This is a genomic window from Pseudomonas sp. SCPG-7 (genome assembly GCF_002156405.1).
GTDB classification, from domain to species: domain Bacteria; phylum Pseudomonadota; class Gammaproteobacteria; order Pseudomonadales; family Pseudomonadaceae; genus Aquipseudomonas; species Aquipseudomonas parakoreensis.
Genome location: NZ_MVOO01000020.1, coordinates 57,248 through 81,605, shown reverse-complemented (window position 1 = coordinate 81,605; position 24,358 = coordinate 57,248). Strand labels below are relative to the sequence as shown.

General features: G+C 58.2%; 33 protein-coding genes. 7 read left to right on the top strand and 26 right to left on the bottom strand.

The genetic code is table 11. From position 1 onward, the window contains the following. Together B1722_RS25655 and B1722_RS25650 are read left to right on the top strand one after the other, a co-directional pair. Positions 1-993: RHS repeat domain-containing protein (locus tag B1722_RS25655; RefSeq protein WP_140396049.1), on the top strand; the 993-nt coding region annotated here is incomplete at its 5' end. After that, on the top strand, positions 986-1,369 hold the full coding sequence (locus B1722_RS25650) for a hypothetical protein (protein ID WP_086794790.1): 384 nt from the start codon (positions 986-988) through the stop codon (positions 1,367-1,369). The genes B1722_RS25655 and B1722_RS25650, both read left to right, overlap by 8 nt. Positions 1,370-1,638: 269 nt before the next feature. On the opposite strand, the gene B1722_RS29650 is transcribed toward B1722_RS25650, so the two are convergent. From B1722_RS29650 to B1722_RS25635, 4 genes are all read right to left on the bottom strand, one after another. After that, a complete protein-coding gene (locus tag B1722_RS29650) occupies positions 1,639-1,806 on the bottom strand; it encodes a hypothetical protein (RefSeq protein WP_174377150.1) in 168 nt (55 codons plus the stop codon). A gap of 123 nt (positions 1,807-1,929) precedes the next feature. Further along, positions 1,930-2,355 carry a YMGG-like glycine zipper-containing protein gene (locus tag B1722_RS25645; RefSeq protein WP_086794789.1) on the bottom strand — a complete coding sequence of 142 codons (426 nt, stop codon included), beginning with the start codon at positions 2,353-2,355 and terminating at the stop codon, positions 1,930-1,932. Positions 2,356-2,488: 133 nt separating this feature from the next. Further along, entirely contained in the window at positions 2,489-2,857 is a 369-nt protein-coding gene (locus B1722_RS25640) for a glycine zipper domain-containing protein (RefSeq protein WP_007960728.1), read from the bottom strand. A gap of 325 nt (positions 2,858-3,182) precedes the next feature. Beyond that, entirely contained in the window at positions 3,183-3,371 is a 189-nt protein-coding gene (locus B1722_RS25635; RefSeq protein WP_041067596.1) for a hypothetical protein, read from the bottom strand. Positions 3,372-3,610: 239 nt separating this feature from the next. Here B1722_RS25635 and B1722_RS25630 point away from each other — a divergent pair, with 239 nt between their 5' ends. Further along, positions 3,611-3,889, top strand: a complete 279-nt coding sequence (locus tag B1722_RS25630) for a hypothetical protein (protein ID WP_086794788.1) — start codon at positions 3,611-3,613, stop codon at positions 3,887-3,889. Between the two features lie 66 nt (positions 3,890-3,955). Here B1722_RS25630 and B1722_RS25625 read toward each other — a convergent pair whose 3' ends face one another. Further along, the gene (locus B1722_RS25625; protein WP_027613311.1) at positions 3,956-4,276 is read right to left on the bottom strand and encodes a YbjQ family protein; all 321 of its coding nucleotides are present in this window, start codon (positions 4,274-4,276) and stop codon (positions 3,956-3,958) included. Between the two features lie 1,180 nt (positions 4,277-5,456). Here B1722_RS25625 and B1722_RS25620 point away from each other — a divergent pair. From B1722_RS25620 to B1722_RS25605, 4 genes are all read left to right on the top strand, one after another. Beyond that, the gene (locus B1722_RS25620; protein ID WP_086794787.1) at positions 5,457-7,013 is read left to right on the top strand and encodes a DUF4365 domain-containing protein; all 1,557 of its coding nucleotides are present in this window, start codon (positions 5,457-5,459) and stop codon (positions 7,011-7,013) included. 428 nt (positions 7,014-7,441) lie between these two features. Beyond that, positions 7,442-7,693 carry a hypothetical protein gene (locus tag B1722_RS25615; RefSeq protein ID WP_256578866.1) on the top strand — a complete coding sequence of 84 codons (252 nt, stop codon included), beginning with the start codon at positions 7,442-7,444 and terminating at the stop codon, positions 7,691-7,693. 8 nt (positions 7,694-7,701) lie between these two features. Next, positions 7,702-7,998, top strand: a complete 297-nt coding sequence (locus tag B1722_RS25610; protein ID WP_086794786.1) for a hypothetical protein — start codon at positions 7,702-7,704, stop codon at positions 7,996-7,998. Between the two features lie 81 nt (positions 7,999-8,079). Continuing rightward, positions 8,080-8,898, top strand: a complete 819-nt coding sequence (locus B1722_RS25605; RefSeq protein WP_086794785.1) for a 2OG-Fe(II) oxygenase — start codon at positions 8,080-8,082, stop codon at positions 8,896-8,898. 735 nt (positions 8,899-9,633) lie between these two features. Here the strand turns inward: B1722_RS25605 and B1722_RS25600 are convergent. The 21 genes from B1722_RS25600 to B1722_RS25505 are packed head-to-tail and all read right to left on the bottom strand — an operon-like array spanning position 9,634 to position 24,296. Continuing rightward, a complete protein-coding gene (locus B1722_RS25600) occupies positions 9,634-10,605 on the bottom strand; it encodes a hypothetical protein (RefSeq protein ID WP_086794784.1) in 972 nt (323 codons plus the stop codon). Beyond that, positions 10,578-11,282, bottom strand: coding sequence for a hypothetical protein (locus B1722_RS25595; RefSeq protein WP_086794783.1), 705 nt, complete (start codon positions 11,280-11,282; stop codon positions 10,578-10,580). The genes B1722_RS25600 and B1722_RS25595 overlap by 28 nt, the downstream gene beginning before the upstream one ends. Beyond that, on the bottom strand, positions 11,279-11,830 hold the full coding sequence (locus B1722_RS25590; protein WP_086794782.1) for a DNA-binding protein: 552 nt from the start codon (positions 11,828-11,830) through the stop codon (positions 11,279-11,281). The genes B1722_RS25595 and B1722_RS25590 overlap by 4 nt, the downstream gene beginning before the upstream one ends. Then, a complete protein-coding gene (locus B1722_RS25585) occupies positions 11,827-12,750 on the bottom strand; it encodes a hypothetical protein (protein ID WP_086794781.1) in 924 nt (307 codons plus the stop codon). Before B1722_RS25585 ends, B1722_RS25590 begins: the two co-directional genes overlap by 4 nt. After that, the gene (locus B1722_RS25580) at positions 12,747-13,454 is read right to left on the bottom strand and encodes a hypothetical protein (protein ID WP_086794780.1); all 708 of its coding nucleotides are present in this window, start codon (positions 13,452-13,454) and stop codon (positions 12,747-12,749) included. Before B1722_RS25580 ends, B1722_RS25585 begins: the two co-directional genes overlap by 4 nt. Positions 13,455-13,462: 8 nt before the next feature. Beyond that, positions 13,463-15,121: a phage tail protein gene (locus tag B1722_RS25575; protein ID WP_086794779.1), complete on the bottom strand. Its 1,659-nt coding sequence runs from the start codon at positions 15,119-15,121 to the stop codon at positions 13,463-13,465. A gap of 9 nt (positions 15,122-15,130) precedes the next feature. Continuing rightward, a complete protein-coding gene (locus B1722_RS25570; RefSeq protein ID WP_086794778.1) occupies positions 15,131-15,655 on the bottom strand; it encodes a phage tail protein in 525 nt (174 codons plus the stop codon). Next, positions 15,652-16,827, bottom strand: coding sequence for a baseplate J/gp47 family protein (locus B1722_RS25565; protein ID WP_086794777.1), 1,176 nt, complete (start codon positions 16,825-16,827; stop codon positions 15,652-15,654). The genes B1722_RS25570 and B1722_RS25565 overlap by 4 nt, the downstream gene beginning before the upstream one ends. After that, entirely contained in the window at positions 16,824-17,141 is a 318-nt protein-coding gene (locus tag B1722_RS25560; protein ID WP_086794776.1) for a DUF2590 family protein, read from the bottom strand. Before B1722_RS25560 ends, B1722_RS25565 begins: the two co-directional genes overlap by 4 nt. Then, entirely contained in the window at positions 17,138-19,123 is a 1,986-nt protein-coding gene (locus B1722_RS25555; RefSeq protein ID WP_086794775.1) for a phage tail tape measure protein, read from the bottom strand. The genes B1722_RS25560 and B1722_RS25555 overlap by 4 nt, the downstream gene beginning before the upstream one ends. 5 nt (positions 19,124-19,128) lie before the next feature. Further along, entirely contained in the window at positions 19,129-19,269 is a 141-nt protein-coding gene (locus B1722_RS29645; protein ID WP_176393387.1) for a hypothetical protein, read from the bottom strand. 23 nt (positions 19,270-19,292) lie between these two features. After that, positions 19,293-19,583 carry a putative phage tail assembly chaperone gene (locus B1722_RS25550; RefSeq protein ID WP_086794774.1) on the bottom strand — a complete coding sequence of 97 codons (291 nt, stop codon included), beginning with the start codon at positions 19,581-19,583 and terminating at the stop codon, positions 19,293-19,295. Then, complete coding sequence (locus B1722_RS25545; protein WP_086794773.1) at positions 19,580-20,095, bottom strand: lysis system i-spanin subunit Rz; 516 nt, start codon at positions 20,093-20,095, stop codon at positions 19,580-19,582. The genes B1722_RS25550 and B1722_RS25545 overlap by 4 nt, the downstream gene beginning before the upstream one ends. Next, positions 20,095-20,628: a lysozyme gene (locus B1722_RS25540; RefSeq protein WP_086794772.1), complete on the bottom strand. Its 534-nt coding sequence runs from the start codon at positions 20,626-20,628 to the stop codon at positions 20,095-20,097. The genes B1722_RS25545 and B1722_RS25540 overlap by 1 nt, the downstream gene beginning before the upstream one ends. After that, complete coding sequence (locus B1722_RS25535; RefSeq protein WP_025111125.1) at positions 20,625-20,921, bottom strand: hypothetical protein; 297 nt, start codon at positions 20,919-20,921, stop codon at positions 20,625-20,627. Before B1722_RS25535 ends, B1722_RS25540 begins: the two co-directional genes overlap by 4 nt. Next, positions 20,921-21,130 (bottom strand): TraR/DksA family transcriptional regulator, encoded by a 210-nt coding sequence (locus B1722_RS25530; protein WP_086794771.1) that lies wholly within the window; start codon positions 21,128-21,130, stop codon positions 20,921-20,923. The genes B1722_RS25535 and B1722_RS25530 overlap by 1 nt, the downstream gene beginning before the upstream one ends. Then, positions 21,130-21,582 carry a phage protein gene (locus tag B1722_RS25525; RefSeq protein ID WP_086794770.1) on the bottom strand — a complete coding sequence of 151 codons (453 nt, stop codon included), beginning with the start codon at positions 21,580-21,582 and terminating at the stop codon, positions 21,130-21,132. The genes B1722_RS25530 and B1722_RS25525 overlap by 1 nt, the downstream gene beginning before the upstream one ends. A 6-nt stretch (positions 21,583-21,588) precedes the next feature. Beyond that, positions 21,589-22,704 carry a DUF2586 domain-containing protein gene (locus B1722_RS25520; protein ID WP_086794769.1) on the bottom strand — a complete coding sequence of 372 codons (1,116 nt, stop codon included), beginning with the start codon at positions 22,702-22,704 and terminating at the stop codon, positions 21,589-21,591. 11 nt (positions 22,705-22,715) lie between these two features. Next, positions 22,716-23,399, bottom strand: coding sequence for a phage virion morphogenesis protein (locus B1722_RS25515; RefSeq protein ID WP_086794768.1), 684 nt, complete (start codon positions 23,397-23,399; stop codon positions 22,716-22,718). Further along, complete coding sequence (locus tag B1722_RS25510; protein WP_086794767.1) at positions 23,386-23,838, bottom strand: phage tail protein; 453 nt, start codon at positions 23,836-23,838, stop codon at positions 23,386-23,388. The genes B1722_RS25515 and B1722_RS25510 overlap by 14 nt, the downstream gene beginning before the upstream one ends. Continuing rightward, positions 23,835-24,296, bottom strand: a complete 462-nt coding sequence (locus B1722_RS25505; RefSeq protein WP_086794766.1) for a head completion/stabilization protein — start codon at positions 24,294-24,296, stop codon at positions 23,835-23,837. Before B1722_RS25505 ends, B1722_RS25510 begins: the two co-directional genes overlap by 4 nt. Positions 24,297-24,358: the final 62 nt, after the last annotated feature.

The following is a 24,358-nucleotide window of genomic DNA, read 5'->3' as shown; positions in this document are numbered from 1 at the left end:
CAGCACCGCCTGATCGGCCTGACCCGCCCCGACGGCCAAACCGCGACCTACCAATACGACGCCTTCGGCCGACGCATCCGCAAAACCGTCGACGGCCAGACCACCGAGTTCTTCTGGCAAGGCGACCACCTCGTCGCCGAAAGCAGCAAAACCCACCACCGCAGCTACGTCTACGAACCCGGCACCTTCCGCCCGCTGGCGCTGCTCGACGGCAAAGGCCCGAAACGCGCCTGCCCGTTCTACTACCAGCTCGACCACCTCGGCACCCCGCAGGAACTCACCGATTACAGCGGCGAAATCGTCTGGTCGGCGCAGTACGACGCCTACGGCAAGGTCGCGGCGATCACCCTGGCGGGCGAGGACTACCTCGACCAGCCGCTGCGGTTTCAGGGGCAGTATTTCGATGCGGAGAGTGGACTGCATTACAACCGGCATCGGTATTACGACCCGAAGTTGGGACGGTATCTGACGCCGGATCCGATCAAGTTGGCGGGTGGACTCAACCAATACCAGTACGTGCCGAATCCGACGGGGTGGGTGGATCCGTTGGGGTTGAGCTCCAATTGTCCGCCGCCGAAGAAGCCAGGTTGTTCATCACCGGACAGGGTTGATGATTCGATTGTTGATGAGGCTAACCCAACGCTCCCCAAACCGAATTCCCGCCCTCAAGATTTTGGAAGTGACGAAAAGCTTTTAGGCCATTTTGAAAAGCATGGCGCAGAATTCAAGGCGATGAACAAGGAGGAATATTTACTCGTCGCACGAGAAGTAGTGAATCAAGGTACTCGTGTGGAGTATTTATACAACGGCGAGGTGCGATCAGGGTATTCGCTATTGATGGGAAATAATCGGAAAGGTGAAGCAAAATTTGCTTTCGTGGGCACCAACACGAATGATGAAATTACGACGTTACACACCAAAAGTGGAAAGGAATTTTGGCGAACAATCAATGGCAACGCACAAGATAAAACCGTGAGGCCTGCTCATGACTAAGACATACAAAGCATTAGTCGTCGGAATAGATCAATTCGTAGAAGACGCTGTTGACTTGATAGTTGAGGGCTTTTCGCTGAAGTGTTTCGTCAGCTACAGCCCGTCAAAAATAGTGGTGGGAAATACTTACGACGCGGAGTTCGAAATGCTGCTGCCTGATGAGGAGTGCGTGATAGCGACTGAACGCGAAAAACAGCAGATTGAGATGCTTGACGGCGGGTTCTCCTGTGACATTTATGGCTACTTGGATGGAGACACCTTCCGATCGTTTGTCGATTTTTCGGACCAGGATATCCACTACGAATATCCCCATCTGAATGGGCGCTTCGTTAAAGTCAGCGCAGACAGGATTGACGTCTCTTTTTCTGTTCAATAGCCAATTAAACGATGCTTGGGGTGGCACTTGCGCTTGCAAGTCCCCTAAGAATCAAACGATGACCACTACTCCTCCGCGTTCTAATCCTCCAACGGCAACTCACCCCGCCCCAAAGGATCCGTAGGCGAAGACAGCGGATACTCCGGCGTTCGTTCGACATCGTCATCCTTCTGCTCACCACTCATCTCACACCTCGCAAAGGGTCTGACCGAACCCAGGCCCTAACATTCTGAAGTATCACTACCAAGCAGGATCAAAAGAACAAACAATCACTGCTCGTCCTCCTCCTCTTCATAATCATCCAAAGCCTCATCCGCATCATTCAACGGCACCGTCGCATCATCCATCAGCGACCCCGGATCCTCGTTGCCCGGATCATTGATAAACGGCAAACCGCTCGGGCCTTTTTCTTCCTTGCCTTCGGTTTCGGGCGTCATGGCAAACCTCTACGTCTGGTGGGTTGTATAACGTTCGAAAAGCCCTACAGCCAATCGTTCCGGTGTCCGACCGCCAGACACGAAAAACCCGGCACCAGGCCGGGTTTGCTTTCGAATATTCAATCAATGATGGCGGTTTTTGTGTTTGTACTTGTTGTGCTTATGACCCCCGCCGGAATGCCCGCTTCCGCCGTCGTCACCCAGGTTGTTGCCCACCGCACCACCCGCTGCGCCGCCCAAACCGGCACCGATGGCGGAGCCGGTGGAGCCGCCCAGGCTATTACCAACCACCGAGCCGCCGGCAGCGCCGAGACCACCGCCGATGGCGGCTTCGGTGCGATTGTGTTTATTCGCTCCGACCGCGCTGCCTGCTGCGCCACCGACGCCTGCGCCAACCGCGGCACCAGTGCTGCCGCCGAGCTGGCCACCGACCACGTTACCGAGCACACCGCCCAGTCCGCCACCGACGGCGGCGCTACCATCGCCGGCGGCCATCGCACCTTGAGCGATGAATAATCCGAAAAACAGTGCAGATAATGACAAACGCATTTGAACCTCACAGTTCCCGAATCGGGACGGTATGCCCACAGGGCCTATGTCAGATTGGAGACATTTTTCTGAAAAACGTTCAGCCATGAAAAAGCCCGGCGTCGAGCCGGGCTTTTCTGACAAACATTCACAATCAGTGACGCTTGTGACCTTTGGACAGGTTGGCGCCGACGGCACCACCCGCAGCGCCACCCAGGCCGGCGCCAATGGTCGCGCCATTTCGGCCGCCCAGGCTGTTGCCGATCACCGAACCACCGGCCGCGCCGACACCACCGCCGATAGCCGCCTTGGTGCGGCTGCCTTTGCCGGCGGCCATCGCACTGCCGGCCGCGCCTGCAACACCGGCACCAATCGCCGCGCCGGTGCTGCCGCCCATTTTCTGGCCGACCACATTACCCAGCGCGCCACCCAGACCGCCGCCGAGTGCCGCAGTGCCTTCACCAGCCACCGCACCTTGAGCAACCAGAAGCCCCAGAACCAGAGCGGGCAATGTTAGACGCATGACAAAAACCTCAAAAATAGGGAGATCAAAAGGGGCCGAGATTGAAAGCTGCCGACGCGCTGAAGTCCAGAAAAATCAGCTGCCGCCGAGCACTTGGCGCCGATTGGACAGCGTTTTTGCAAAAGGTTTTATTGCAGGCAAAAAAAAGCCCGCTGGGGAGACGGGCTGGAGACTTGCTTTCTAACGGATGGCTTCACCCTACGTCCGTGGACGTGAAAAGTTTGTGAAAAAAAACCGAATCTGCCCGATCACTTGTAGGAGATTTCCTTTCATAAACATCAGGCATAAAAAACCCCGTTCATAGACGGGGTTGTTTGGTCTCACCTTACTTTCTTGACCGGGCCGAAACCTTCGGAAGGAATTTGGCTTTCGGCCCCTTGGGCGTGGTGGACTTGATCTTGCCGGTCTGCACCGGGTCCTCGCCAAAGCCCGATTGATACTCCGTCTGGCCGCAACGGACGCAGTTATTGAATGAAAACTCGGCTCCATCGTCTTCGATATACGGATCAGTCATAGCCTCTCCCCTTTGCAATAGATCGACACCGGCAAAGCCCTTTTGCCCGAAAAAATATCGACCTCCAAGGCTTTTGAGACTAGCCGGTCATTACTGGACTTGCGGTTCAGTTCGACCGATGCCCGACGAATGGCCTACACCTGCTCAACATCCGAACCAACCGTTGATCTCACAACGCTAAAGATTCCCGCCCACAGGCCGCTGCCCTTTTTCATACAAATGAATCTCAAGGAGAGAACATGAAAATCAACGGATTCCCGGAAATGCCGGTCGTAAAACTCACGGACGAACAAATCGCTGCCGGCAAAGCCGCCGGTGAAAGATTCAAGGAAAAGCTCGCTTCAGGCGACATCACTATCAACTACCCGGACAAACCGGTTCTGACCCCTGGCGTTATCTACCACCCGAGTCAGCCGGCCGATCCGACGCCCTCCACCGGCACCCCGCCTATGGTCGCAATCGATACGCCCCTGACCTATGACGCCCACGGGCTTGTCATCCTCAAGCCACAGGGCTGATCGAAAGCAGATAAGCAAAAAACCCATTCATCATCTGAATGGGCTCGCTTGAACACCGCGACTGCATCAACGCAACTTGACTGCCGTACCCGTCGCGAACACCACAACCATGCCACCCTTGCCCGCCGGCATGCTGATCTCGAAATCCAGCCCGACCACCGCATCCGCCTGCAACGCCCGCGCCCGCTCCTTGATCTCGTCCGTCGCCTGAACCCGAGCTTCTTTCAACGCACGCTCCAGCGTCTGCGAGCGCCCACCGAAAAAATCGCGCATGCCGGCAAACATGTCACGGATCACGTTGACGCCCTGCACCGACTCCGCGCTGACAATGTCCAGGTACGCGGTGATCTGTCGGCCTTCGATGGCGTGGGTGGTGGAGATGATCATGGGAACAGTCCTTTTTTCTACGGATAAAGCGGGGATTGTAATGCGCTATGGCAAATCAGGCTGAGCACTTGCACGCATGACAGGCGTAGCGGATTAAAATCCAGACGCCAGAAACCACAAAACCCCTGATCTCTTTCGAAATCAGGGGTTTGCGTTTGTAGAATTTGGCGGTGAAGGAGAGATTCGAAACTACCCGTTTGCGGTTTTTTGAGCATACCCCCCCGGTTTATAAGGGCTGCAGAGGAGCGAGCTTTTTAATCTCAGTCCCATGTCAGTCCCATGGGTTTTGCGCACCAGGTTGCAGAACAGGGGCGCGAAAGCCATTTCGACGTTTCATGTTGACCCATGGGAAAAAGGTAATTTTGGTAATCCAGAGTGAGCGGACCTCTGGAAGCCTTAAAAATCGGGGCGTTAACAGAATTCCTCACAGGTAATAATTTGGTAAGTATGAGGTTAGAAAATTACCTTTCCTATGAGTAATCCCTGGTAGCCCTCAAACCCAGTAAAATTGGGCACTTCAGAAATTATTACCCTGACTCTTACCTAAAATTACCCCTTGAGGTAATGACTGAAGGCCACACACCACAAGGGCTGTAGCCCATTTCCATACCTCGCTTACCAAAATTACCTTTTTCCCAGCTCACGTTTGAAAAATGGCCAAGGCGACGTCTCTTCTCGACGTTTTTCACATCATGCGAATTGGCACTGGTACCAAATAAATCCTTGGTAACGCTGTGCAATACCAGAAAACGCCGGAGAGCCAAGCAGGCTGGGCCTTACAGCCGTTTTGCAAGCAGACTGGGCGGCGTCGAATTCCCAGCTGGTGCGACCAGTTCCGAAAACGAAAACCTCCTGTGCGTTAGGTTTTTCAGGCCGTAGCCCCCGCGTGCTGGGCGTCTCACTCCCTTGGCCAACTCGTCGACGCTACGTAATCCACGTGCAACTGCCTTTGCCCTTTTTTGCAAAACCTTGCACTGCGTGCAATTCATGCAACGCCTACAGCCCCCCTAGCAGGCTTGGGCTGAGCCGGTGATTGCACCGCTCTGGCCTTTGCACAAAAAAGGGACACAAAGCCCGTCGGCGGGAGGGGGATAAGTGCTTTATTTGAAGATTTTTTATCCAAGAATGGTTATTAATAGTCCAATCCAAATTTAACTAGTGGCCATATCGGGAGGGAGCAATGAGGGATCTAGGAGCAGCAGGGGAGCATTACTTCAGTGCTTGGTGCGCAGCGGCCGGTATGACTGCGAACAAAGCAGTGTCAGATCGAAATGGTTGGGACATGTTCGTTGAAGTAGATAATGACGGAAGTAGTACAAACCCCATGCTAATCCATGAAGGGCTGATGGAAATAAAAATTCAAGTTAAGTCAACAGACAAAAAAAATAAATTTGTAGATGTGGAGTTATCGAATCTTAGAAAAATGGCGACAACTGCTCTTCCTTCGTTTTATCTGCTACTAGAATTCGATGGATCTGAAACACCAACTCAAGCATATTTGTGTCACGTCGACAAACCTCTGATACGGAAGATTCTAGAGCGGATCGCTCAACTCCTACACGAAGATCGCAAAGTAAAACTCAACAAAAAATTCATGCGACTTCGATTCTCTGAAAACATTACTCCACTTACACCTACGCAGTTAAAGTCGATGATACTCGGCTTTATAGGGTCCTCCCACATAAAGTACATGGAGGACAAACGCAAATTCTTAGAATCTACAGGCTTCGAGGAAGGGACACATAAAGTTAATTTTTCTGTATCAGGGGGAGCTCAACTTGAAAAGCTAATCGACTTATCTCTAGGAAAAAGCGGCGCAGTTGAAATTATTGACATGCAAGCCCACTCAATCCGATTCGGACTTTCTCAAGAGCAACCGTTAATACAAAGTGAAACAGCAATACTTTCAATGCCCGACATTATGCCCAGCGCCGAAGGGACGCTGACTTTCCGAGACAAATCTACTGGCCGCTCAATCGTTTTTCCTGCACGTCTTTACAGAAGCGCATTTAATGACTGGGTCCCAGAAGAATTCAAAAAAGTCAGATTCGACGCAGATGTTTTTGAATTACAACTCTCAAAACATGGACAAGTCTGTACGGTTACCGCTTCCGTTGAAAATGCAGAATTATCTGACATCGAGAAAGTTTTAAAGCTGTACAAACTGGTAAGCATGCTTTGGAAACCAGAAAACATTAAGCTAACATTCAAATTCCAAGAAATAGTAACAAGTGTGGATATGAACCCGGGGGAAGGTTTCGCAGACTGCTCGACAACAATAGAAGCCCTGGAGAAAGTGGTAAAAATCAAGCGCTACTTCGAGATTGACCATGATTTCCCTGTTACGCTTTCAGAAGTCGATAAGAAACATCGACATATCCATCAAATCAACCTCCTTATAGATGAAGACTTGGGACTTGTTTTTCTAGAGTTCACACTTGATATCGGTCCTGATCACGGAGTAGATGTAGACTGTTTTTACGTACTTTTCTTTGACTTGGGCGGTTATTTTTTTGTAGAGCTAATACTTTTCACGGGCGTAGTTCTCAAAGAAGAAAACAAATACATTCTAAGGCCCACCAGTAAAAAATCACTTTATAAAACCGTGTTTCGATCCGGGGAGTTGAATAAAGATGTACTGAGAGCTGAGCTTTTGGAAGCTATGGAATCAAATGAAGGTAATGGAAACACAATAGATCTTATACCTTACTTTTTTTCCAAAGCGCCTTTGAGTTAATTGCCCCTATCCTCGAGGAATTTGAAAGCTAATGGCCCGTTTTCTGTGCACGGCCGAGCGTCTCACTCCCTGGCCAACTCGTCGACGCTCCGTAACGCTATAAAACCTCGCACTGGGTGGTTCCCTCTATAGCGCTCGCATTCCCCCGCAGCAGACTTGGGCAGAGGTGGTGGTCGCACCGCCCTGCCCTTTGCGCAAAAAAAGCGGCGCAACCTTGCCGGGCGGAGAAGGATAAGTGCGTTTACAGCTGTTTTTTTGTAACGGCTGAATTTTCCTAACGCGACTTTTGAGGCCGCCAATCGCCGTCAGTCGCCTTCAGTCGCCGTCAGTCGCCTTCAGTCGCCTTCAGTCGCCAGGCTAGTGTTGAGGGATTCGCCTATCGTTATACTGTTTGCATATACAGCATTCTAAAAGAATAGGCGTACCCGATGAAAAGAGAATCTGCGGGAACCGCAAACCCGGAGTCGTCTGGGATAGCGCAGTGGCAAGTCATGCTTCGGGATGAGGCAGCGTTGCTGGCAATGCCCGGTGCCCATCACAAAGCGCTTCTCAGGCAAGCCCATGCACTGCACCAGGGCCATGTGATTGATGCTGATCACCTCAGTGATTTTCTGGAGTTAGCGGACGCAGCGCTGGCCTATGCTTTCGAATCACTGCTCGACTTAAACGCAGACGAGTAGGGGGCAGCATGCACGTACTGATCACACCTATGCGCTCACGCGGTATAGCGCTTGATCCGAAAGAGCGTCGGCGCTACCCAGCGATCCGGGGCAACGTAATGGTCAACTCCACGGTCTGCCGTGAACTTGGTCGCGCAGCCAACGTAGCTCGCGTCGAGGTGGGTTTGCCGCTCGATCCTGACCCCTTGCCTCCGCTGCTCGATGCCACCCTCGCCGGGATGGCGGTAACAGGATTTGTGTTGAGTGGCATTGAGTACATCGAAGGCTGCGCCTACGCACAGTCTTGGTGGTGTCGGTTTGAGTAAGGAAATGTTTCAACTTTGATACAGAGATCCGTTTCGAGGAGAATGCTTGCCGCGAAAATGCCACCAGGCCAAGGATCTAATATGGAAGTCACCCAAATCGCAGAGCTGATCGTCAACCGACTTGACCAGCTCGGTACCGATATTCAACAGCAATGGAATAATCCTGAAGGTACACATACACGCCATTTCGTTGTAGACGCCCTCCTCACGGATGACATGGCTCAAGCGATTTATGAAGCGTTTCCACGCAATGCGGATGGGTTCTTTGATCGTCAATCTTTCCGGGAAAAGAAAAAAACGCTCACGGATCTCTCCGACTATCCACAAATCCTGAGTGCCGTTACCTACGCGATGCAACACGAATCAGTTGTGGCCAAGGTTGCGCAGTTGGTGGGGATGGACGATATCGTCCCGGATCCAAGCCTGTACGCTGGCGGTCTATCGATGATGTTCAAAGACGACTTTTTGAACCCGCACATCGACAACAGCCACGACGGCGCGCGCAACCTGTACCGTCGTCTGAATCTGCTCTACTACGTGTCGCCAAACTGGTCGCTTGAAAATGGCGGCAATTTTGAGTTGTGGGATCCGAAGGTAAAACAACAGAAAACGATCGTGTCCCAATGCAACCGCCTTGTGGTGATGGAAACGAACAAATACTCCTGGCATTCGGTCAGCGGCGTGTGCGCTGACGTGCCTCGTTGCTGCGTCTCCAACTACTACTTTTCTTCGACATCGCCGGACGATCACGAATATTTTCACGTAACCTCCTTCAGCGGTCGTCCAGAGGAAACCGGCCGGCGCCTGCTCGGCGTTGTGGATAACAATCTGCGTAACGTCGTCTCTAAGGTGTTGCGAGTCGGACGCGGTACGAAGCTGGTAAACAAGACGAAGGTATAGCCCTTCGCGCTGCAGAAAAGAAAGCGGGGGCCGAAAGGCCCCCGCTTTTTGTTACAGCTGCTGGAAGATCTTAAACAAACGAATTGACCAGTATGCAGTTTGCAGCAGACGGATCAGTTCATCAGGGATAAAACGATAATTATTATTCATCGTTTATTGATTCCTCTGACATTAAGGGAAGGGCGTGAAAAGAAACCACGCCCACCTCCCACCGTCGACTGCTCAATAATGATTATTCGCAAATCAAGATCACCCTAGTTAACACGAGTTTAAACTTACGTAACTACTTACATACGTAAGCAACCCAACCAGGTTGACTGAGAAGTCGCCAGACCATAACCTTCCTATTGCGAGTAAAAAAATGATGGGCTGTAACGGCGGTTGAGAGAATCATCAGGTTTTTTTGAGACCAGAGCAACCACCAAATTCAGCGCGAGAAGCCCGGGCCCGCCCGGGCTTTCTCGTATCTGGCGCCCGGGCAAAAATGCCGAGTCGAGCCCGCCGCCTGAAACATAAGGGTTTCGTTGGGGCGTTGATCAAATTTGTTAACCGATATCGGTTTACTTCCGTCAACACAAGTAAACACTATGTCACGCAATCTTTCCGATAGACGGTCATCGGCAACTAATTGTATCAAACGGGGGTGCTCGCCCCGTATTCCATACTTTACTGTGGAAACATGTACGAATACCGCATAACCATTTATGCCCGCACACTCTCAATAGTAAAACATGCCTACCGCGTAACGCCTTTTAATACCCCTGCGTGGGATGCAGCCCATGTACTGTTCGTGGAAAAAACAGCGGCGTTGGAAGGAGCTGGACTCGGCCCGTGAACGTGTGAGGCGATCTGAGCGTTCATCTGCTCAAGCAAATTGAGCACATCGCACACTACCTGAAACAAATTCACAGTTTCCGAACCGATCCAGTTTTTCGGCGCCTGCAGGTGCTGCCCTTTACCGGACACGCTTCGCCGTAACCCCTCTATCCGCTCCTGCATATCGCCCCCCACCGTGGCGTTGTGTTTCTGCCCCACAACCACGTTCAGATCCCGACCGGTCGCTTGGTGCAGATCATCCACCGCAGCCAAGCTCGCGGATCCACCCGACAGCAGCTTGAGCGCGCCCAGCGCCTCGATCGTCTTCACGCCACCCACCGACTCGGTCGAGTGGTCGTCAATCGTCTGCGTGTGGCTCTGGAACTGTTCGCGGTTGTCCAGGGCTTCCACCTCGCGCTCGACCGCCAGATCCCGGATCTTGCCATCGGTCTGGCGAAGCCAGTTGCCGTCGGCATCGACGCGCTGCTGGGCGGCACCGCTGTGCTGCCATACCTGGTCGCCCTTGGGCACCTTCGGCATGCTCAGCCCGTGGGGCAGGATCGATTGAATGTAGGGCTTGTTCGGCAGGCCGTAGGCGAAACACACCACCACGCGCGTGCCTTCCTCGGGAAAGGCATACATGCCCATTTCTTCGCCACCGGTGGGCAGTGGCAGCGGTACGCCGGTCAACGGCGGCATGGCCGGATCTGGCTCGTCGTCGGCACCGAGCACCACGATGTCCACCGCGTAGCGCGGGCGGAAGTCGTCGCAGATTCCGGCATCCGCCGGCGCGTCGGCCACGGCTGTCACCCGGGCGAAGCGTGGCAAGTGGTAGCCGCCGGTGAGTTCGGGAAATTGGCGCTCTACAGCGCGGCGGATTGCGTCTTCCATCGGATGGCCATCTGGTCATTGGCGAGCGTCACGCTGGTGATACGCTCGCCGTTGTTGATCGTTGCACCTGGTCGCAACCCGGGAAGGGCCGCGACCATCGCACTTTGGTTGCCCTGGTAGCCGTCGAACAGCTCCGTGGGGATTTGCAGTGGCGCCCGGGCGCCAAAAAAACTGTCGGCCCAACTGCCGGCGAACACTTCCCCGTTGCCCAGTTGGTGCCAGGTGAAGTCGGGAATGCTGAATACCCGGGCGAGGCTGTCCAGCGCCTGGTAACCGGCGGCGAGGCTGTAGAAATACGGCGCCTTCACGCTGGCGTAAGGCTGGTCGGGAACCCGAAAGCGCAGGCCGGTTTGTTCGCTGACCTCGGCCAGCACGGCGCGCAGATCCACATGACGCAGGTTCAACGGCAGCGGGTTGGCCAGTACAGCGGCCAGCTCCCGACAGAACAGCACCTGTTCCACCGCGTTGGCGGCGGTACAGCGCTCGACGTAGCCGATGAAGTGGCGTTGCAGCGTGCCTTCGTTGTAGCCGATATCCAGCGTCACCAGCCCTTTCAGCGGCTCCGTCGATTGAACGGTGAAGTTCGCCCGGCCCGGGCTGGTGGAGTCCAGCCGGACGTCCTCCTTGATGAGAGCGATCGGCGCGCCGTTGATGGAAAGTTTCTTGTGCAGTTTCACGCCTGCTCACTCCCGCCCAGCCACTTATCCACACGCCCCAGCACTTTTTCAAAGCCGCTCAGGGCGGGGTTGTCGCTGGTTGGCTCGCCGCCGGTACCGGCATCACCTACGGAGCTGCCCGGTGCGCCTTGGGCATTGACCTTGTTGTCAGCGCGCCGGCCTTCGACTTTCTCCGGGTTCGATTCGCGCTCGCTCAGGGTGAACTGCACAAGCCAGGCTTTCAGGCTGTCGGCCTCCCGGGCGCTGACGCCTTCGGAAAACTCCACCTGGCGCACACCGAATGCCTCGGCCGTGTCATTGACGACCCGGTACAGGTGCAACTGGCCACCGCTTGCCGTGGCTTCCGCCAGACGCATCAGGTCAGTCAACTGAGTCCGATCGACAAATGGGATCGTCAGCGAAACGGCCAGCGTCTTAGGCTTGAAGCCCTTGTGGGCCTTGTCGGTGTTGCTGGTCTGCCCCGACATGTCGCCGCTCTCGATACGCAGGTTGGCGGTGACCTTGAGGTTCTTTCCCTGGACTTTCTGTCCATCAAGCAACAGCGTCATAGGCCCACCAGCTCCTGTACGAAACTCAGCCCTTCTTTGCTGCCCACCAGCAACAGGCCGGCGCACTGCACCCATTCATGCCCCGGCGCATCACCGCTCAGCAGGTCGCGGCTCAGCTCGCTGGGATTACCTGGGCCGATCAGCCGCGCGCGCATGCTGACGTCAGGGTTCCCCCCGGTCAGCAAGGCTTTCAGGTCGGCCAGTTGTTGGTCGCGGTCTTGCTGCTGAGCGCTCTTGCGCGCTGCCAGCGCAGCCAGATCCCCCAACGGTGAACTGTCGGCGGCGTACCCTTCCAGCACGGCCAGTTGGCCCGCCATGGATTGCTTGGCGGCTTTGACCACCGTGCAGCGCTCCAGCGGCAAGCCCTGCCAAAGCGGCAGCGTGCCGGCGCCAGGAATCTCCCACTTTTCGCTTTCCAGTTTCATCAGGTGCTGTGCCCGGCGCTCAGTGCGTACCAGGTCGGGAATCGGCAGCAACGCATTGAACCGCGACAGTCCGCTGGCCAGCTGTTCCAAGCGCGTGCCCAGGAACAGGATCGACAGCGCATATTGCGGCCCGGATGGCCGTCCGGTATCGGCGACGTCCTCCAGTTTCTTGGCCAAGTGTTCCAGGACGTTCGGCGCCGACAGAAAGCGCTGGTAACCGGTGCCCTGGCCGATTCCGCTCTGAAATGGCGTCACCACCAGACACGCCGGCACCTGACCCAACTGCTCGGCCAGCGCTGCACGCCCGGCCGCGATCGCACCTTTTGCGGCATCGCCGACCGGCCCCGGGTTGGTGTTGGCCAGCCCATTCAATCCGGCCAGGCGCTGGGCGGTGCTGGCCAGCTCGCCGCCGGCCAGATCCTTGGCGGCTGACAATTCGCCCATCCACTGCGTGGCCTGCTCCGGCCAGCGCATTGTCACCGGTGCCCAGATCATGCCGGCGGCGTCCAGGTGATGGCCTTCATCGCCTTCAGGTCTTTGTCTTTCAGGGCGCTCGCCACCGCTTGGCGCAGGATCTCGGCTTGTTGCTGCGCCGCCTGGCGGAACCGCACTAGGTCAAGACTGACCTTCTGTAGCTGCGCGATAGTGTGCGGCCGGAAAGCCAGCACCTGGTCGGCGTCGTAACACGGGTAGGTGTCGTCCATCCCCAGCAGCACCTGGCCATTCAAGTTCACCTGGTCGTCGATCGCGCTGCTGTAGCGGTACACCTTGCCCAGGGCGCTGGAGTTGAATCCGCCAGCGATGTACGCCGCGCAATCGGCGCCGATCGCCTGAAGCTTTTTGTCCTGGAGCGCGGCCAGCACTGCGTCGATGTCATCGACCCATTGCCCGTCCTTCCAGATCTGGTTCGGCCCGGGCTTTTTCATGGTGAAGCCTGCCGGCACTGGCTCAAAGCCTTCGAGCGTGCGCGGCTCGCTGGTGTCGGTGCTGTACACCACCGCACCGCCGAAGTAATCCACCAGTTGCCAGGCGTTGCCGTTCCACCAGGCGGCTTTGTGTTCCGGGATTGCCGGCGGAGCTGTCTCCACGCATCCGCCGGGGATCATGTACACGCCCGGTTCCAGCGGCGATTCGTCGGCGGTCACCGTACCCACCAGGATGCCCAAGTGGTTGGTCTGATAAACGATTTTCTCGGTCATGCTCGATCTCAATACTTGATGCAGAAAAGGAGGGCCAAGTTTTTCGGCCGGGTTTCGTTTCCGCCTGTAGCTGTTACGGTCACGCCGTGGGTGTGCGCACCACCGCCACCTACACCCACGTTGTGCGCGTGGTGACCAGCAGCGTCCATGCCGACGTTGTGCGCATGATTTCCTGCCCATGAGGTTTCATGAGCGCCGCCAGACATCTGAATGGTGTTTGGCCCACCGGCGCCTTGGCCAACGCCCGGCGCACTTGGCGCGCTGTGGTTGTGGTTACCCTGCGCATCCGTCCAGGTTCGGTGGACGTGGTTACCCTGAGCATCCGTCCAGGCAGCGTGCAGGTGATCGCCCACGGCTGCGGCCGAGGCCGTGTGTGCGTGGGAATGGATCATCATGTCCTGAAAGGTGCCGAACGCTCGGCTTGGATCGACCCCGCGACCGTCGTCCCAACCTCTTGGGAACAAACCGCGCATGTCGGGCAGGTTGAAGGTCGTCAAACCATCACCTGCGCCGTAATGAGCGCCCAGCATTGCAAAGAGGCGCGCATAAGTTGTGCGTGAAACCGCCGCACCGTTGCACCTCAACCAACCTTCCGGTGGCCAGCTCATGGAAAACCCGGCCACCATGCCAGTCATCGAATCACCGACCTGTTTCTGCAACTTGTTGAGTGCGGCCGTCGTTGCGAGAATTTCACTGCTGTTCGTGTTCGGGTCATCGCTTTTCGCGTTGGGCAGATTGCCCAGTTCAACGTCTTCCTTGGTCGTACCTCGGGCGCGCAGGTTCGCGTAATCGCCATCGCGCGCCGCGAAATGCTGCATGAGCGCGCCGGCGATCGGCTCCGCTGGGCGCGCGTCATAGATTTCTGTCGCAGAGGCGTAATAGGCGAGCGGCACGCAGTAATGGCGAACGCCAGCCGCGTCGGTGTAATCGCCCTTTTCTCCATAGACGACCTTCCACGTCGCCACCCGATCGTTCAACTGCCGTTCCAGGCACACGTCGAGGGTGATTGTTCCAACGGGAATAACGCCGGTGAATGGCCAGGGCTTTGACATGAACACCCGAATGCCTTCGATGTAGGCCGTACCGGCATTCAGTTGGAACCCGTTTTCGCTCTTTGCGAACGCCAGAGCTTTACCGAAAAAGCAGGCGCGGCCGTACATCTCCCGATTGCTCAGGCGCTCACGCTCATCTATGCCGGCAAGGCGCACCGTGAAGTCATGCTGCCAGGTGCTGGCGTCGATCTTCACACCCGTCAGTTGCATCGCACCGTCAAAGGCCACCAGAAAGTTGCGGGTGACGTTGTTGCCGATCTGCTGCGGCGGGATGTTCTTGCGCTTCTGTTGGAGCGGCACATAGGACACGGCGAACAGCACGCCTTCAGCGTCCTCAAGGCCGACCCAGTTAAAGTCCCAGTCGCCGATGTCCGACCCCAGTTGGCAGCTGTACACCACCTGGTTGGGGTTCACGAAGCCGGCGTTTTGCTCCGGGATGTCATAGACCTGAACGATCTGGCCTGCAGATGGCTTGCCGGCCGCTCGATCCACCGGTGTTTCGGGATTCAGCCCGGGCACGTTGGCAAAAATAAACCGGGTAATGATCAGTGGCTTTTTCTGACTTTGCTTCAGGGCAATCTGGCTTTCGCCGGCCAAGGTAATACTGGCGCTCACGGTGCGCTCCTACAGGCTGGCGACCAGCGTTTGCTGGTCGTCGTTGAAGTCGATCAGGGCGATTTGCAGCCCCACGGGGGTGATGGTCACGAAGTCGTATCGCCGGCAGGTGCGGCCGTATTGCTGGATCAGCACACGCAGCAACTCGGGGTTTAACGACAGCTGGGCGTTGCTGAACTTGAGCAACACCACGTCCCAGTCTCGGTCGGGCTGGCGCTCCTCGATCTCCACGTAGCCCACGCCGAGGCGTTCAAAAATGCGCTTCATGCCGGCGGTGCTGCCGGCGTCCACGGAGTTGACGAAGGCGTGTTTCACCCGCAGTCGGAACAGCGACTCCGGCTCACCCTGAAAGCGCGTGACGTCACGCTGCCACGCCCATAGCTCAAGGATGCTCATGTGGCAGGTGTCGGGATCGATCTGCGAGTAGGGCCAGCGCAGCCAGCCCGTGACGGTTTCCCACCATGCCTGGGCAGCGGCAACGAGCTTCGAAAGCTCGGCACCGCCGAGCCAGAAAGGCAGTTTGAGTTTTTTCATTGCAGATTCACCGTCACCGAGGAAAGGCGTGGGATATCCAGGCCGCTGATGATGTCCACCCCGGGGGCAAAACGAAGCGATGCGATATCAGCAAACTCCTGGTGGAGTTCTTCCGCCAACCGGCTGAAGCTGAAGCGCGACTGGGGATAAGTCAGCGTGGGCTGATAGTCACGCGGCGTGCTTTCCCGAAACGCTGCCCGAATGAATAGCTCAACCTCATTTTTCAGCGTGTTGATCTGCGCGGTACTGAGGTTCGGTTGAGGCCAGAGCGACATAACCACACTCACAGGCACCTCCGGCATGATCTTGGCCAGCAGGTCATCGCCGTGGCCGTGGTTACCCTGGTCGCGGATATGCGCGTTGATTTGTTCCAGGTAAGTCACCGCCGGCACGCCCGCGTCAAACAGGACATAGGCGTTGGCACTGCCCGGCCCACGTGGTGCGCCATGCTCAAAGTAAACGCCGTCCGGACGCACGCCGGGGAATGCGGAAATCATGGCGCGATACACCGCGTCGGTGTGCCACTGGTTGACCGCCGAGAACTGGTTGCGCACGCGCAGACGCAGTTGTTCGTTTGGTTCAGGATCCGCGCCTGGTGATTCAAGCCAGCCGTCTTTGTTCACCACCTGGACGATGCCGGGGATCGGCACCGGCAGGATCGCGTAGTAACCCGGGGCGAGGTTGAAGCCGCTGCCGGCCTCGATCGCTTCCACCGGAACGTCTCGCTGGAGCTGGCCGGGCTGAAACGTCGCCTGCGCCGTGGTGACCAGTTGATAGACATTGCCGTTGATCGCGGCTGACTGCACCACAATGCCCTTTTCCAGCTGCAGCACACCGTCAGGCACCGCACGGGTGAACAGCAACTTACCGCGGGCTTTGGTGGCGCCCTTGCGCTCGACGTTGACCGCCCACGCGAGCATGTCCAGCCAGGCGTCCACCGCCGTTTTCACAAAGAAGTTCGGCAGCACGGTCAAACACAGAAAGTCCAACAGCCATAACACCGGTTTGGTCACCAGCGCGGTCATCACCCGCCAGAACGGCGAATAGCTGCTGGTGTTGGCCACCTTGGCGCCCTGGGCTTCCACTTCCTTTTCCCACGCAGCCTTCAGCCCCGCTTCAGTGGTCGGAATGCCGGCGTCAGCGATCACCTTTTTAAAATCGACCTGACTCACAGACTTACCTCAATTGAACCGAATTTGATGGTTTTGGCAGTCACCAGGTACACACCTGGTTCCTGCTGAGTGATGCGCGCCGTGCCCGGTACCAGGCGTTCGTCGTTCTCCACCAGCAGCTCCAGCTGCTGGATGCAGTCGCGTTGACGCAGGCGGTCGCGCTCGGCCACCAGCACGACCAGTAGCCCGCTGTCGCGGATCATGTGCGCGATGTCTTGGGCGATGCAGGCGCGGTCATCAATCAGCAGCGGCTGGTGCGACGGATCCAGCACCAGGTCGTTGTCGACGATCCACAGATCCACGTACTCGCTCACCCGCCCACCGCCATGGCGACCATGTTTTCCATCTCCAGCGGCGTCATTGCCTTACCGGTGTGAATGTTCACGTTTTCCACATGCGTGCCCTTGTTCTGGCTGCTGTTGTTGTTCTGGATGCTGGTCAGCAAGCCACCGGGCGGCACCGCTGCAGGGCGCGCGGGCGAAAGGCTGGGGATTGCCGCGTTGATGGTTTGCTGGGCTTTCTGCGCGGCGTTGGCGGTGTCGGCGGCGTTGGTCGCGGCATCGACGCCGGGCACTTCGGGCATACCGCCGAAACGCGCCTCGATGTTCACGCCCGGGATGCTGTTCAGCAGCTCGATCACGCCGTTAACGGCCTTGGTGAAAATGCCGACGATGCTGTCCCAAGCGGCCTTGGCCATGCCCGACCAGCCACCCATGGAGTTAAACCAGTCGGACAGTTTCTGGAGCTTGTCGGCGACGAACTGGAACGCGGCGGTGTTCATCAGGGCCGACGTCCATTCGTCCCAGTAGTAGACGGCCGCGACAATGACCGCGACCAGGGCGACGATCCCGACCACGATCCACACCACCGGGTTGGCCAACAGCGCCGCGTTGACCAGCCAAATCGCGCCCTGCCACAGCAACATTGCGCCGCGAATGAGTGCCAGGCCGGCGCTCAGGGTGTAGATCACGGCGACGTAAGCCAGGATTGCCAGCTTCTGTAGGATGAACACGGCGACCGTGCGGAGGCTGAACAACTGAACGACTTTCCAGACGGTCAGCATGCCCAGCCAGGTCATGCGGGCAATACCCAAGACCATGGTCAGCGCCGACATCGCGGCGACGATGCCCATGATGGCCAACGCGGTGATGCCAATCACGCGGGTGATGTTCGGGAACAGCTGAGTCCAGCGCACCAGGGTTTTGCCGATGTCCACCATCTTGGTCATGAACGGCGACAGCACCGGGATCAGCACTTGCCCGAACACCGTTCGCATGACCTCGACCAGGGACGCCCACTGCTGCCAGGGATCGACCATGGCCCGGGCCATCTGCTCGGCGTTCTCCAGGCCGCGCACCTTGCCCAACTGCTCGATGCCATTGCGCAACCGATCGGTGTCCTTGGCCAGTGCGCCGATCACCTGGGCGCCTTCACCGCCGAAAGCCTCCATCAGCTTGGCCCCGGCCGAGGCGCTGGTCAGGTCGCCGAACTTGCCCTGGAGCTTGTCCAGGATGGCCATCATCGGCAGCACCTTGCCCTGCTGGTCGGTGAACTTCATGCCGAGCTTTTCCGAGGCGGCTCCGATGTTCTCGAAAAACGCCTTGTAGCGTCCGCCGGCGTCGCCGCCTTCCATGGTGCTGCTCAGTGTGCCGATCACCGCCATCTGCTCCGCCAGATCGACGCCAGAGGTCGTAGCGATCGCGCCGGCCTCCTTGAAAGCGTCTTTCATGGCCGCGCCGCTGGTACGGAACAACTGCACCGCCAGCGCCGTCTGACCGCCGAGCTTTTCCACCCACGCGCCTTTGCCCATGGCATCGGCTTGGGACTTCTGCAGGTTGTAGAGGGTACCGACGTATTCGCCCATGGTTTCGGCGTCGGTCTTGGTGGCCTTGGCCAGCAGGTTGCTGGTGTTGGTGAACACGGCGAGCTGGTTGCCGACAAGGCCCTTGATGGCGCCCTCGATCAGATACGCCGAGGCCACAAAGTCCTTGGCGTTCTCACCGTAATTCACCGCGAACTCCAGCGATTTGCTGTTGAGTGCCGACAGCGCATCCTCGGCCACGCCCAGCGATCGGACATCGCCCAGGGCGCGGTTGACCTCCAGCGCCGGTTCCATGGATTGCTGAATCGCAACCACACCCGCCGTCAGCCCAGCAAAGCCCAAGCCGATCGTCTTGATGTGCTTTTCGCTCTGATCGGCAAGCTCGGAAAAGCCCATTTTCACCTTGCCCAGGGGCGCGGTGACCTTATCCTGCAAGCTGAGAATGAAAGCCAGGCTGGCGCTACGGTCTGCCAATGTCGTTACCCGTTCAGCGCAAGGGCGATGCCGTTAGCCACGGCAAATTCCATGCGTCTCCAGTATTCGTCTTCAAGCCACTTGGCCGTCCCCATCGCCTCGGGCGTGGGTTCGGCACCAGGAAGCCAGCGGTTCGTCAGGGCCATCAACTGGCCCAGGCCGTTTTCGCTTAGGCGCTCAGCGTGCTCGAGCGCTTTTTTACGATCACCTCAACATTCGGTGCGTATTCCTCCAGCAGCGCACCGGCGATCTGCATCACCATCACCGGGTTGGCCAGCAGCGGTTTCAGCGTGGCCTTTTCCTCTTGCTTGACGGTGGTCATCAACAGGTTGTTGCCTGGGGCGACCTTGTTGGTTTGGGTCAGGGCGTTGAAGTACTTGGTCACGTCCGCAGGCGTCAGATTGAACGTGAACTCGTTTTCGCCGACTTCCAGGGTGATTTCGGTGTTTTGTTGGCTCATGGGGTATCGCTCTTGTTGAGGTTAGGGAAAGTGGTGTCCTGGTGCGCTGGCGATCGCTGGCACACGCCACGGACGTATTGCTGCAGTCCGACGATCATTTGCCGGCTTTGGGCGAGTTGATCTCGGAGGGTGAAATAATCCGGTCGAGCGTTTGCTGCGAGTTGGGCGCGGCCTGCATCAGCCACGCGGGCGGTGCCGGCGGTGGCGGACAAAGATCCGGAAGCGGGACAGGTGGCGCTGACGTACAACCGACCAGTGCCATCGCCAACAGCGCGGCGCAGGCGTTCGTTTTCAATGCGTGCATCGGTCAATTCCTTGGTGTTTCGCTGGTCGATCGCATCCCGCTCGGCGAGTATTTCGCCGCTGATGCGTGCCGCTTCCCGCAGGCCGCTGGCTTCCCACTTCGCGCTGTCGCGCTCGCGCCTGGCTTCGTCGCGCTGGCCTTCGAGCGCGTCGAAACTGATCCAGGCAACAAGGCACAGCACGACCAGGAACAAGGCTTCGCGCAGCATCAAAAGCCCTCTGCACACAGCCGGGATTCGGCCAGCCGGCGGTTGTGCAGACCCGGCACAAAGCGCTTCTGGCCCTTGGCATCCGTCACAAAGGCCCACACCGGCGTTTTGCCGTCCGGTGCCCATGCCAGGGCTTTGCAGCCCTCGGCGATGCGACCGGCGTTGATAAGCGCGACCGCTCGACTGGCGCAGGTGCTGGTCACGCCGAAGTTGTGACCGTGACTGGTCAGGGCGTCGAACGTGTTCTGGCCCACGTTCGGGTTGGTGATGCACTCGGCCAGCTGCAGCTGCGTTTTGCGGATCACCAGTTGCTCCACCTCGGCGCACTTGGCGGGCGACCAGTAGTCGCCGACGACGACCGGGTACGGGCTGGTAAACCGGGTGATGCCTTTGCAAACCGTGGGCAGTCCGCCGGCGAGCTTGTCCGCATAAACGGTGTTTTGGCCGTTGCCTTCCCAGGTGCCCAGGAAAATCACCAACGGCGTGCTGGCCAGCGCGATCAAACCGGCGGCTATCCGCCCGCGCAGGCTCATGGGAACCACACACGCAACAGTGCCGGCACGACCATCTGCAGCACGGCGCCAACCAGCGTCAGGATGGTCAGCAAGCGCCCGACCTTCGACCCGATCACGTTGACCGCAAGGGTCAACGCCTGCTGTCCCTTGTTCAGTTCCTTGAGCTGGCCAGTCATGTTTTCGAATTGCTGCTCAAGCTTGGTCACGCGAGTCGGCACGGTGTCGTGACGACCTTCAAACTCGTTCATGCGGTGCTCTATCACGGCAAGTTGCCGCTCCAGCGTTCCCAGACGCGAAGTTTCAGTGGTCATCAGCGTTTACTCTTCTCAAAGTCCGTCTGGCACGGGACGCATCGCGTCTTGCCGCCCAGCGCCTGGCGCGCCGACGGGATCTCTTTGTCGCAGTCCAGGCAATGGGTCAGGCTTGGCCCGACCGGCACAGGCTTGAGCAACTGGGCCTCGATCGCCTGGTCACGTTGGCGCTGCTCCAGCTCCTGGGCGCGGTCGAACCAATCCACCATCAGCGAATACCTTCAATCTCAGCGGCGGCGAGGTACGGCACACCGTTGATGTGGATGAAATCCGGACTGGTGACGTCGAACGGCACCTTGTGCTTGGTCTTTTCGCCGCCCTTCGGGTCGATCGCCAGCAGGCTGGAGACCTTCACCTTGCAGCCGAAGGCCTCCACACGCAGTTCCTCGTCGCCACCTGCTTTGGCGAAGAACACCGCATCAAATGGCTTGAGTTCGCGAAAGCTCCCGGCCGCGCGTGCCGCGTCGATCAGCAGTTGAAAGTTGGCGCTATCCAGCTCCAGTTCGCCGGCAGCGGCGACGTCGCCTTCCACATAGCCGTCCGGCACGCCACGGGTTTGGGCCACGGCCGAGTTGTCGGTGATGTCCAGGGTGCAGTTCTCGACGTGCAGTGCGATGTCGCCCAGGCTCACGTCAAAGTTCTTGCCGCCAATTTTTGCCATGGGGCGTTACTCCGTTTTGTCGGTGGAAAGATCCAGGGCGATGTTCGCCGTCAGGTCTTTCGGGCAGTTGAGGGGTTTGAGCTTGAAGTAGGCGACCACCTTGGTTTTGCTCAACCAGGTCAGCACCAGGTCGCCGTCTTTCGGCGGCTCGATGTCGCCGGGGAATACCTGGCCAGCGAACGTGACGGACTTGGCCATGGCGCGCAGCGGCGCCATCAACTGGTTGGTGTTAACCGCCATGCTGTTGGGCGTGTTGTTCAAGCGGCGATCGGCCACACGGCGGATGAGCAGCGCACGGATCTGGCGAGCGGCTTTGTCGGTGATGCGCAGGTATTCCACGACCTGAAAGTCACTGCCGGGGGCGTCCAGCATGTTGCCGTCACCCCAGTACACGCCGGGGTAATCTGGGTAGGTCTGCGAAACCGAGTAGCGCGCTCGATCCAGTTCGGAACGCACAGCCGAGGGCAGCGGGATCTTGTCGCCATCTACCGGCACCGGGCCAAGGCCTTGCACGGCACCGGTGGCCACACGCATCGGGCTGTCGGCAATGCTCACGGAGGCGTTCGCCAAGCGACCGGCGAGTACGCCCAGGTCGTTGCCGTGCAGTTGTGGAACGACCAGGACACGCGGCGCCGCCAGGTTGGCCAGCAGCGCTTTACGCTCACTCACGTACTGCGCCCAGGTCTGGTCGGCGGTTACTCCGGCAGCGGAGGCCATGACGAATACACGGCGCCCGTAGGTGTTGTTGAGCGCAACGGCGGCATCATCCATGGCCGATATTTCGGCAGCAGTGGTCACCGGTTTGGTAATCACCACGGATTCCACGGAATAGCCTTGCTGCTGTGCTTTTTCCAGCGCGCTGAGCCAGTCGGCCTCGGCGGCGATCGGAGCCGCCACGCACGCCCAGCGCTGACCGCCATTGAGACGGGCAGCGGTGATTTGGGTTTTCAGGTCGCTAGCTGGAACGCCCAGGGCGGCGTCCAGATCGCTGTCAGTGTTCAGGGGGATGAACTGGCCGACGTTCTTGCCGGCCGGGCCGATGAAAAGAAAATAACGCTCAATCTCAGTCACCGGCCCCTGGCCCAGATTGAGATTGTCGACGGTGACTTGACCGAGTGCCATTCAGTGCCTCGTTAGCGGGTTGAAGTAAGGATTTGTTCCAACACCTGGTTAATCAGGAGGTTGGTGTCGCGTTCAGTTTCGGCGCCGATGAACTGGCGTTTCGGCAGGGTGATTTCCCAGCTTTGCGCGCCGGTGTTTTCCTTGCGCTGGTCGTCCAGGACACGGATCAGCAGCCCGGCCTGGGCGTAGTTCACGTGTTCCTGAATCCACGCCACGGACGGCCGGGCCAGCGTCTTTTTTCCCGCTTGGCGCACACGGAAGCCCAACCGACGCAGACGCTTGGCCTGTTTGTCGGTCGCAGCCAATCCCGGAGGGGTCTTGTTCCAGCGGCGCATCTGCGCGGCCGTGCGGCGTTCGCTTGCACCGTTGTGTTGCTGGGCAGCGACCCACCGGGTCAGGCCGTTTTTCCAACCCAGTTCCGCTTCGTCAGGGGTCACACGGGTGACCACCATCAACTTGGCCAGGCCGGCTTCCATCTTCTTTTTGCCTTTGCCGTCTCCCTTGCGCGGGGCGAACGGCGAGCCGTCCAGATTCCGCTGTTCACGCACACGCTTGCGGCTCATCGTCCGCACGCGCTTGGTGACCTGGTTCAAGAGCCGGCGGCGCAGTTGCGGCGGCAGGCTCAACAAGGCCAGTTGCTCGCGCACGCCGAGGCGACCGCGCACGTCGAGTTCGAAAGTGCTACGACCGGCCATCGGTGGCCACCTCGCCGCGCTCGGCTATCCACAGATCAAAGGGGACAAACGCCCAGGTCTTGCCGAAGGCCTCAATCTCGCCTGCAGGATCTTCGGACAGGTACTGCGGCTCGACGAATTCCAGCGTGACTTCCACATCGAACAGGTCGCTGTCCAACGGCTCCACGGCGAATTCCGGCGCCGGCAGTTCGTGGCGGTCGCGATCACCGTCGTGGTTTTCCAGCCAACTGCCTATCAGGGCCATCAGACGTGCCGGATGATCGGCAAAGCGCTCAAGCACAATCGCGGCGCGATAGCGCATATCCGCGAAGTGCATGCCGCCGACGTCGGGTTTCCAGATCAGCGAAAGCTTTACCTGCTCGGTGAAGCTGTCGAGCTGTTCAGGCGCAACCAGGCGGCGTTCCAAAAGGTAGGTGGTCAGTCCTTGCAGCTTGGTCATAGCAGCGCCGCCGTGATGCGGCCACGGCCCTGCAGGGCGCGCACAGCCTGCTGACTGAACGCGAGAAAGGTGTCTTCACGCTCCGGCGCCTCCTTGCCGGTGTTCTCAGCACTCTCACGTCGGGTCACGGTGGCGAACTGCTGCAGGGCGCTGGCCTTGGCGCGGCAGTAAACAGCGCGCTTGTACAACTTCGCTTTCCAGGCACGTTCCGGCAGCAGCATCGGATCGGCTTTTTCCACGGTCACAATGCCCGTCGCCAGCCAGCTGGTTTTGAGCTTGGCCAGGTCATCGTTGACCTCGGCCATGGCGATGCTCAGAGCGTCGGTCAGCAGGTCGCCCAGGAATTCCGCCGGCAGGCGGTAACCCTTCTGGAATTCGGACACGGAGAGATCCGGCCAGAAGCCGTCGTTCTCGATGATCTGTTCCACAAAGGTGGTGGGTTTCCCGGAAAAGCTCATTGCTGACCGCTCGAATTAGGGCGGGGAGACTGTTTTTCGTGGGGCTGGCCATAAATGGCAGA

What these genes read in the sequence shown, in the direction of transcription:
- B1722_RS25650 (WP_086794790.1), top strand. Translation starts at nt 986, where the DNA reads ATGACTAAGACATACAAAGCATTAGTCGTCGGAATAGATCAATTCGTA.
- B1722_RS29650 (WP_174377150.1), bottom strand. Translation starts at nt 1,806, where the DNA reads ATGACGCCCGAAACCGAAGGCAAGGAAGAAAAAGGCCCGAGCGGTTTG.
- B1722_RS25645 (WP_086794789.1), bottom strand. Translation starts at nt 2,355, where the DNA reads ATGCGTTTGTCATTATCTGCACTGTTTTTCGGATTATTCATCGCTCAA.
- B1722_RS25640 (WP_007960728.1), bottom strand. Translation starts at nt 2,857, where the DNA reads ATGCGTCTAACATTGCCCGCTCTGGTTCTGGGGCTTCTGGTTGCTCAA.
- B1722_RS25635 (WP_041067596.1), bottom strand. Translation starts at nt 3,371, where the DNA reads ATGACTGATCCGTATATCGAAGACGATGGAGCCGAGTTTTCATTCAAT.
- B1722_RS25630 (WP_086794788.1), top strand. Translation starts at nt 3,611, where the DNA reads ATGAAAATCAACGGATTCCCGGAAATGCCGGTCGTAAAACTCACGGAC.
- B1722_RS25625 (WP_027613311.1), bottom strand. Translation starts at nt 4,276, where the DNA reads ATGATCATCTCCACCACCCACGCCATCGAAGGCCGACAGATCACCGCG.
- B1722_RS25620 (WP_086794787.1), top strand. Translation starts at nt 5,457, where the DNA reads ATGAGGGATCTAGGAGCAGCAGGGGAGCATTACTTCAGTGCTTGGTGC.
- B1722_RS25615 (WP_256578866.1), top strand. Translation starts at nt 7,442, where the DNA reads ATGAAAAGAGAATCTGCGGGAACCGCAAACCCGGAGTCGTCTGGGATA.
- B1722_RS25610 (WP_086794786.1), top strand. Translation starts at nt 7,702, where the DNA reads ATGCACGTACTGATCACACCTATGCGCTCACGCGGTATAGCGCTTGAT.
- B1722_RS25605 (WP_086794785.1), top strand. Translation starts at nt 8,080, where the DNA reads ATGGAAGTCACCCAAATCGCAGAGCTGATCGTCAACCGACTTGACCAG.
- B1722_RS25600 (WP_086794784.1), bottom strand. Translation starts at nt 10,605, where the DNA reads ATGGAAGACGCAATCCGCCGCGCTGTAGAGCGCCAATTTCCCGAACTC.
- B1722_RS25590 (WP_086794782.1), bottom strand. Translation starts at nt 11,830, where the DNA reads ATGACGCTGTTGCTTGATGGACAGAAAGTCCAGGGAAAGAACCTCAAG.
- B1722_RS25585 (WP_086794781.1), bottom strand. Translation starts at nt 12,750, where the DNA reads ATGATCTGGGCACCGGTGACAATGCGCTGGCCGGAGCAGGCCACGCAG.
- B1722_RS25580 (WP_086794780.1), bottom strand. Translation starts at nt 13,454, where the DNA reads ATGACCGAGAAAATCGTTTATCAGACCAACCACTTGGGCATCCTGGTG.
- B1722_RS25570 (WP_086794778.1), bottom strand. Translation starts at nt 15,655, where the DNA reads ATGAAAAAACTCAAACTGCCTTTCTGGCTCGGCGGTGCCGAGCTTTCG.
- B1722_RS29645 (WP_176393387.1), bottom strand. Translation starts at nt 19,269, where the DNA reads ATGGCCCTGACGAACCGCTGGCTTCCTGGTGCCGAACCCACGCCCGAG.
- B1722_RS25550 (WP_086794774.1), bottom strand. Translation starts at nt 19,583, where the DNA reads ATGAGCCAACAAAACACCGAAATCACCCTGGAAGTCGGCGAAAACGAG.
- B1722_RS25545 (WP_086794773.1), bottom strand. Translation starts at nt 20,095, where the DNA reads ATGCTGCGCGAAGCCTTGTTCCTGGTCGTGCTGTGCCTTGTTGCCTGG.
- B1722_RS25540 (WP_086794772.1), bottom strand. Translation starts at nt 20,628, where the DNA reads ATGAGCCTGCGCGGGCGGATAGCCGCCGGTTTGATCGCGCTGGCCAGC.
- B1722_RS25535 (WP_025111125.1), bottom strand. Translation starts at nt 20,921, where the DNA reads ATGACCACTGAAACTTCGCGTCTGGGAACGCTGGAGCGGCAACTTGCC.
- B1722_RS25530 (WP_086794771.1), bottom strand. Translation starts at nt 21,130, where the DNA reads ATGGTGGATTGGTTCGACCGCGCCCAGGAGCTGGAGCAGCGCCAACGT.
- B1722_RS25525 (WP_086794770.1), bottom strand. Translation starts at nt 21,582, where the DNA reads ATGGCAAAAATTGGCGGCAAGAACTTTGACGTGAGCCTGGGCGACATC.
- B1722_RS25520 (WP_086794769.1), bottom strand. Translation starts at nt 22,704, where the DNA reads ATGGCACTCGGTCAAGTCACCGTCGACAATCTCAATCTGGGCCAGGGG.
- B1722_RS25515 (WP_086794768.1), bottom strand. Translation starts at nt 23,399, where the DNA reads ATGGCCGGTCGTAGCACTTTCGAACTCGACGTGCGCGGTCGCCTCGGC.
- B1722_RS25510 (WP_086794767.1), bottom strand. Translation starts at nt 23,838, where the DNA reads ATGACCAAGCTGCAAGGACTGACCACCTACCTTTTGGAACGCCGCCTG.
- B1722_RS25505 (WP_086794766.1), bottom strand. Translation starts at nt 24,296, where the DNA reads ATGAGCTTTTCCGGGAAACCCACCACCTTTGTGGAACAGATCATCGAG.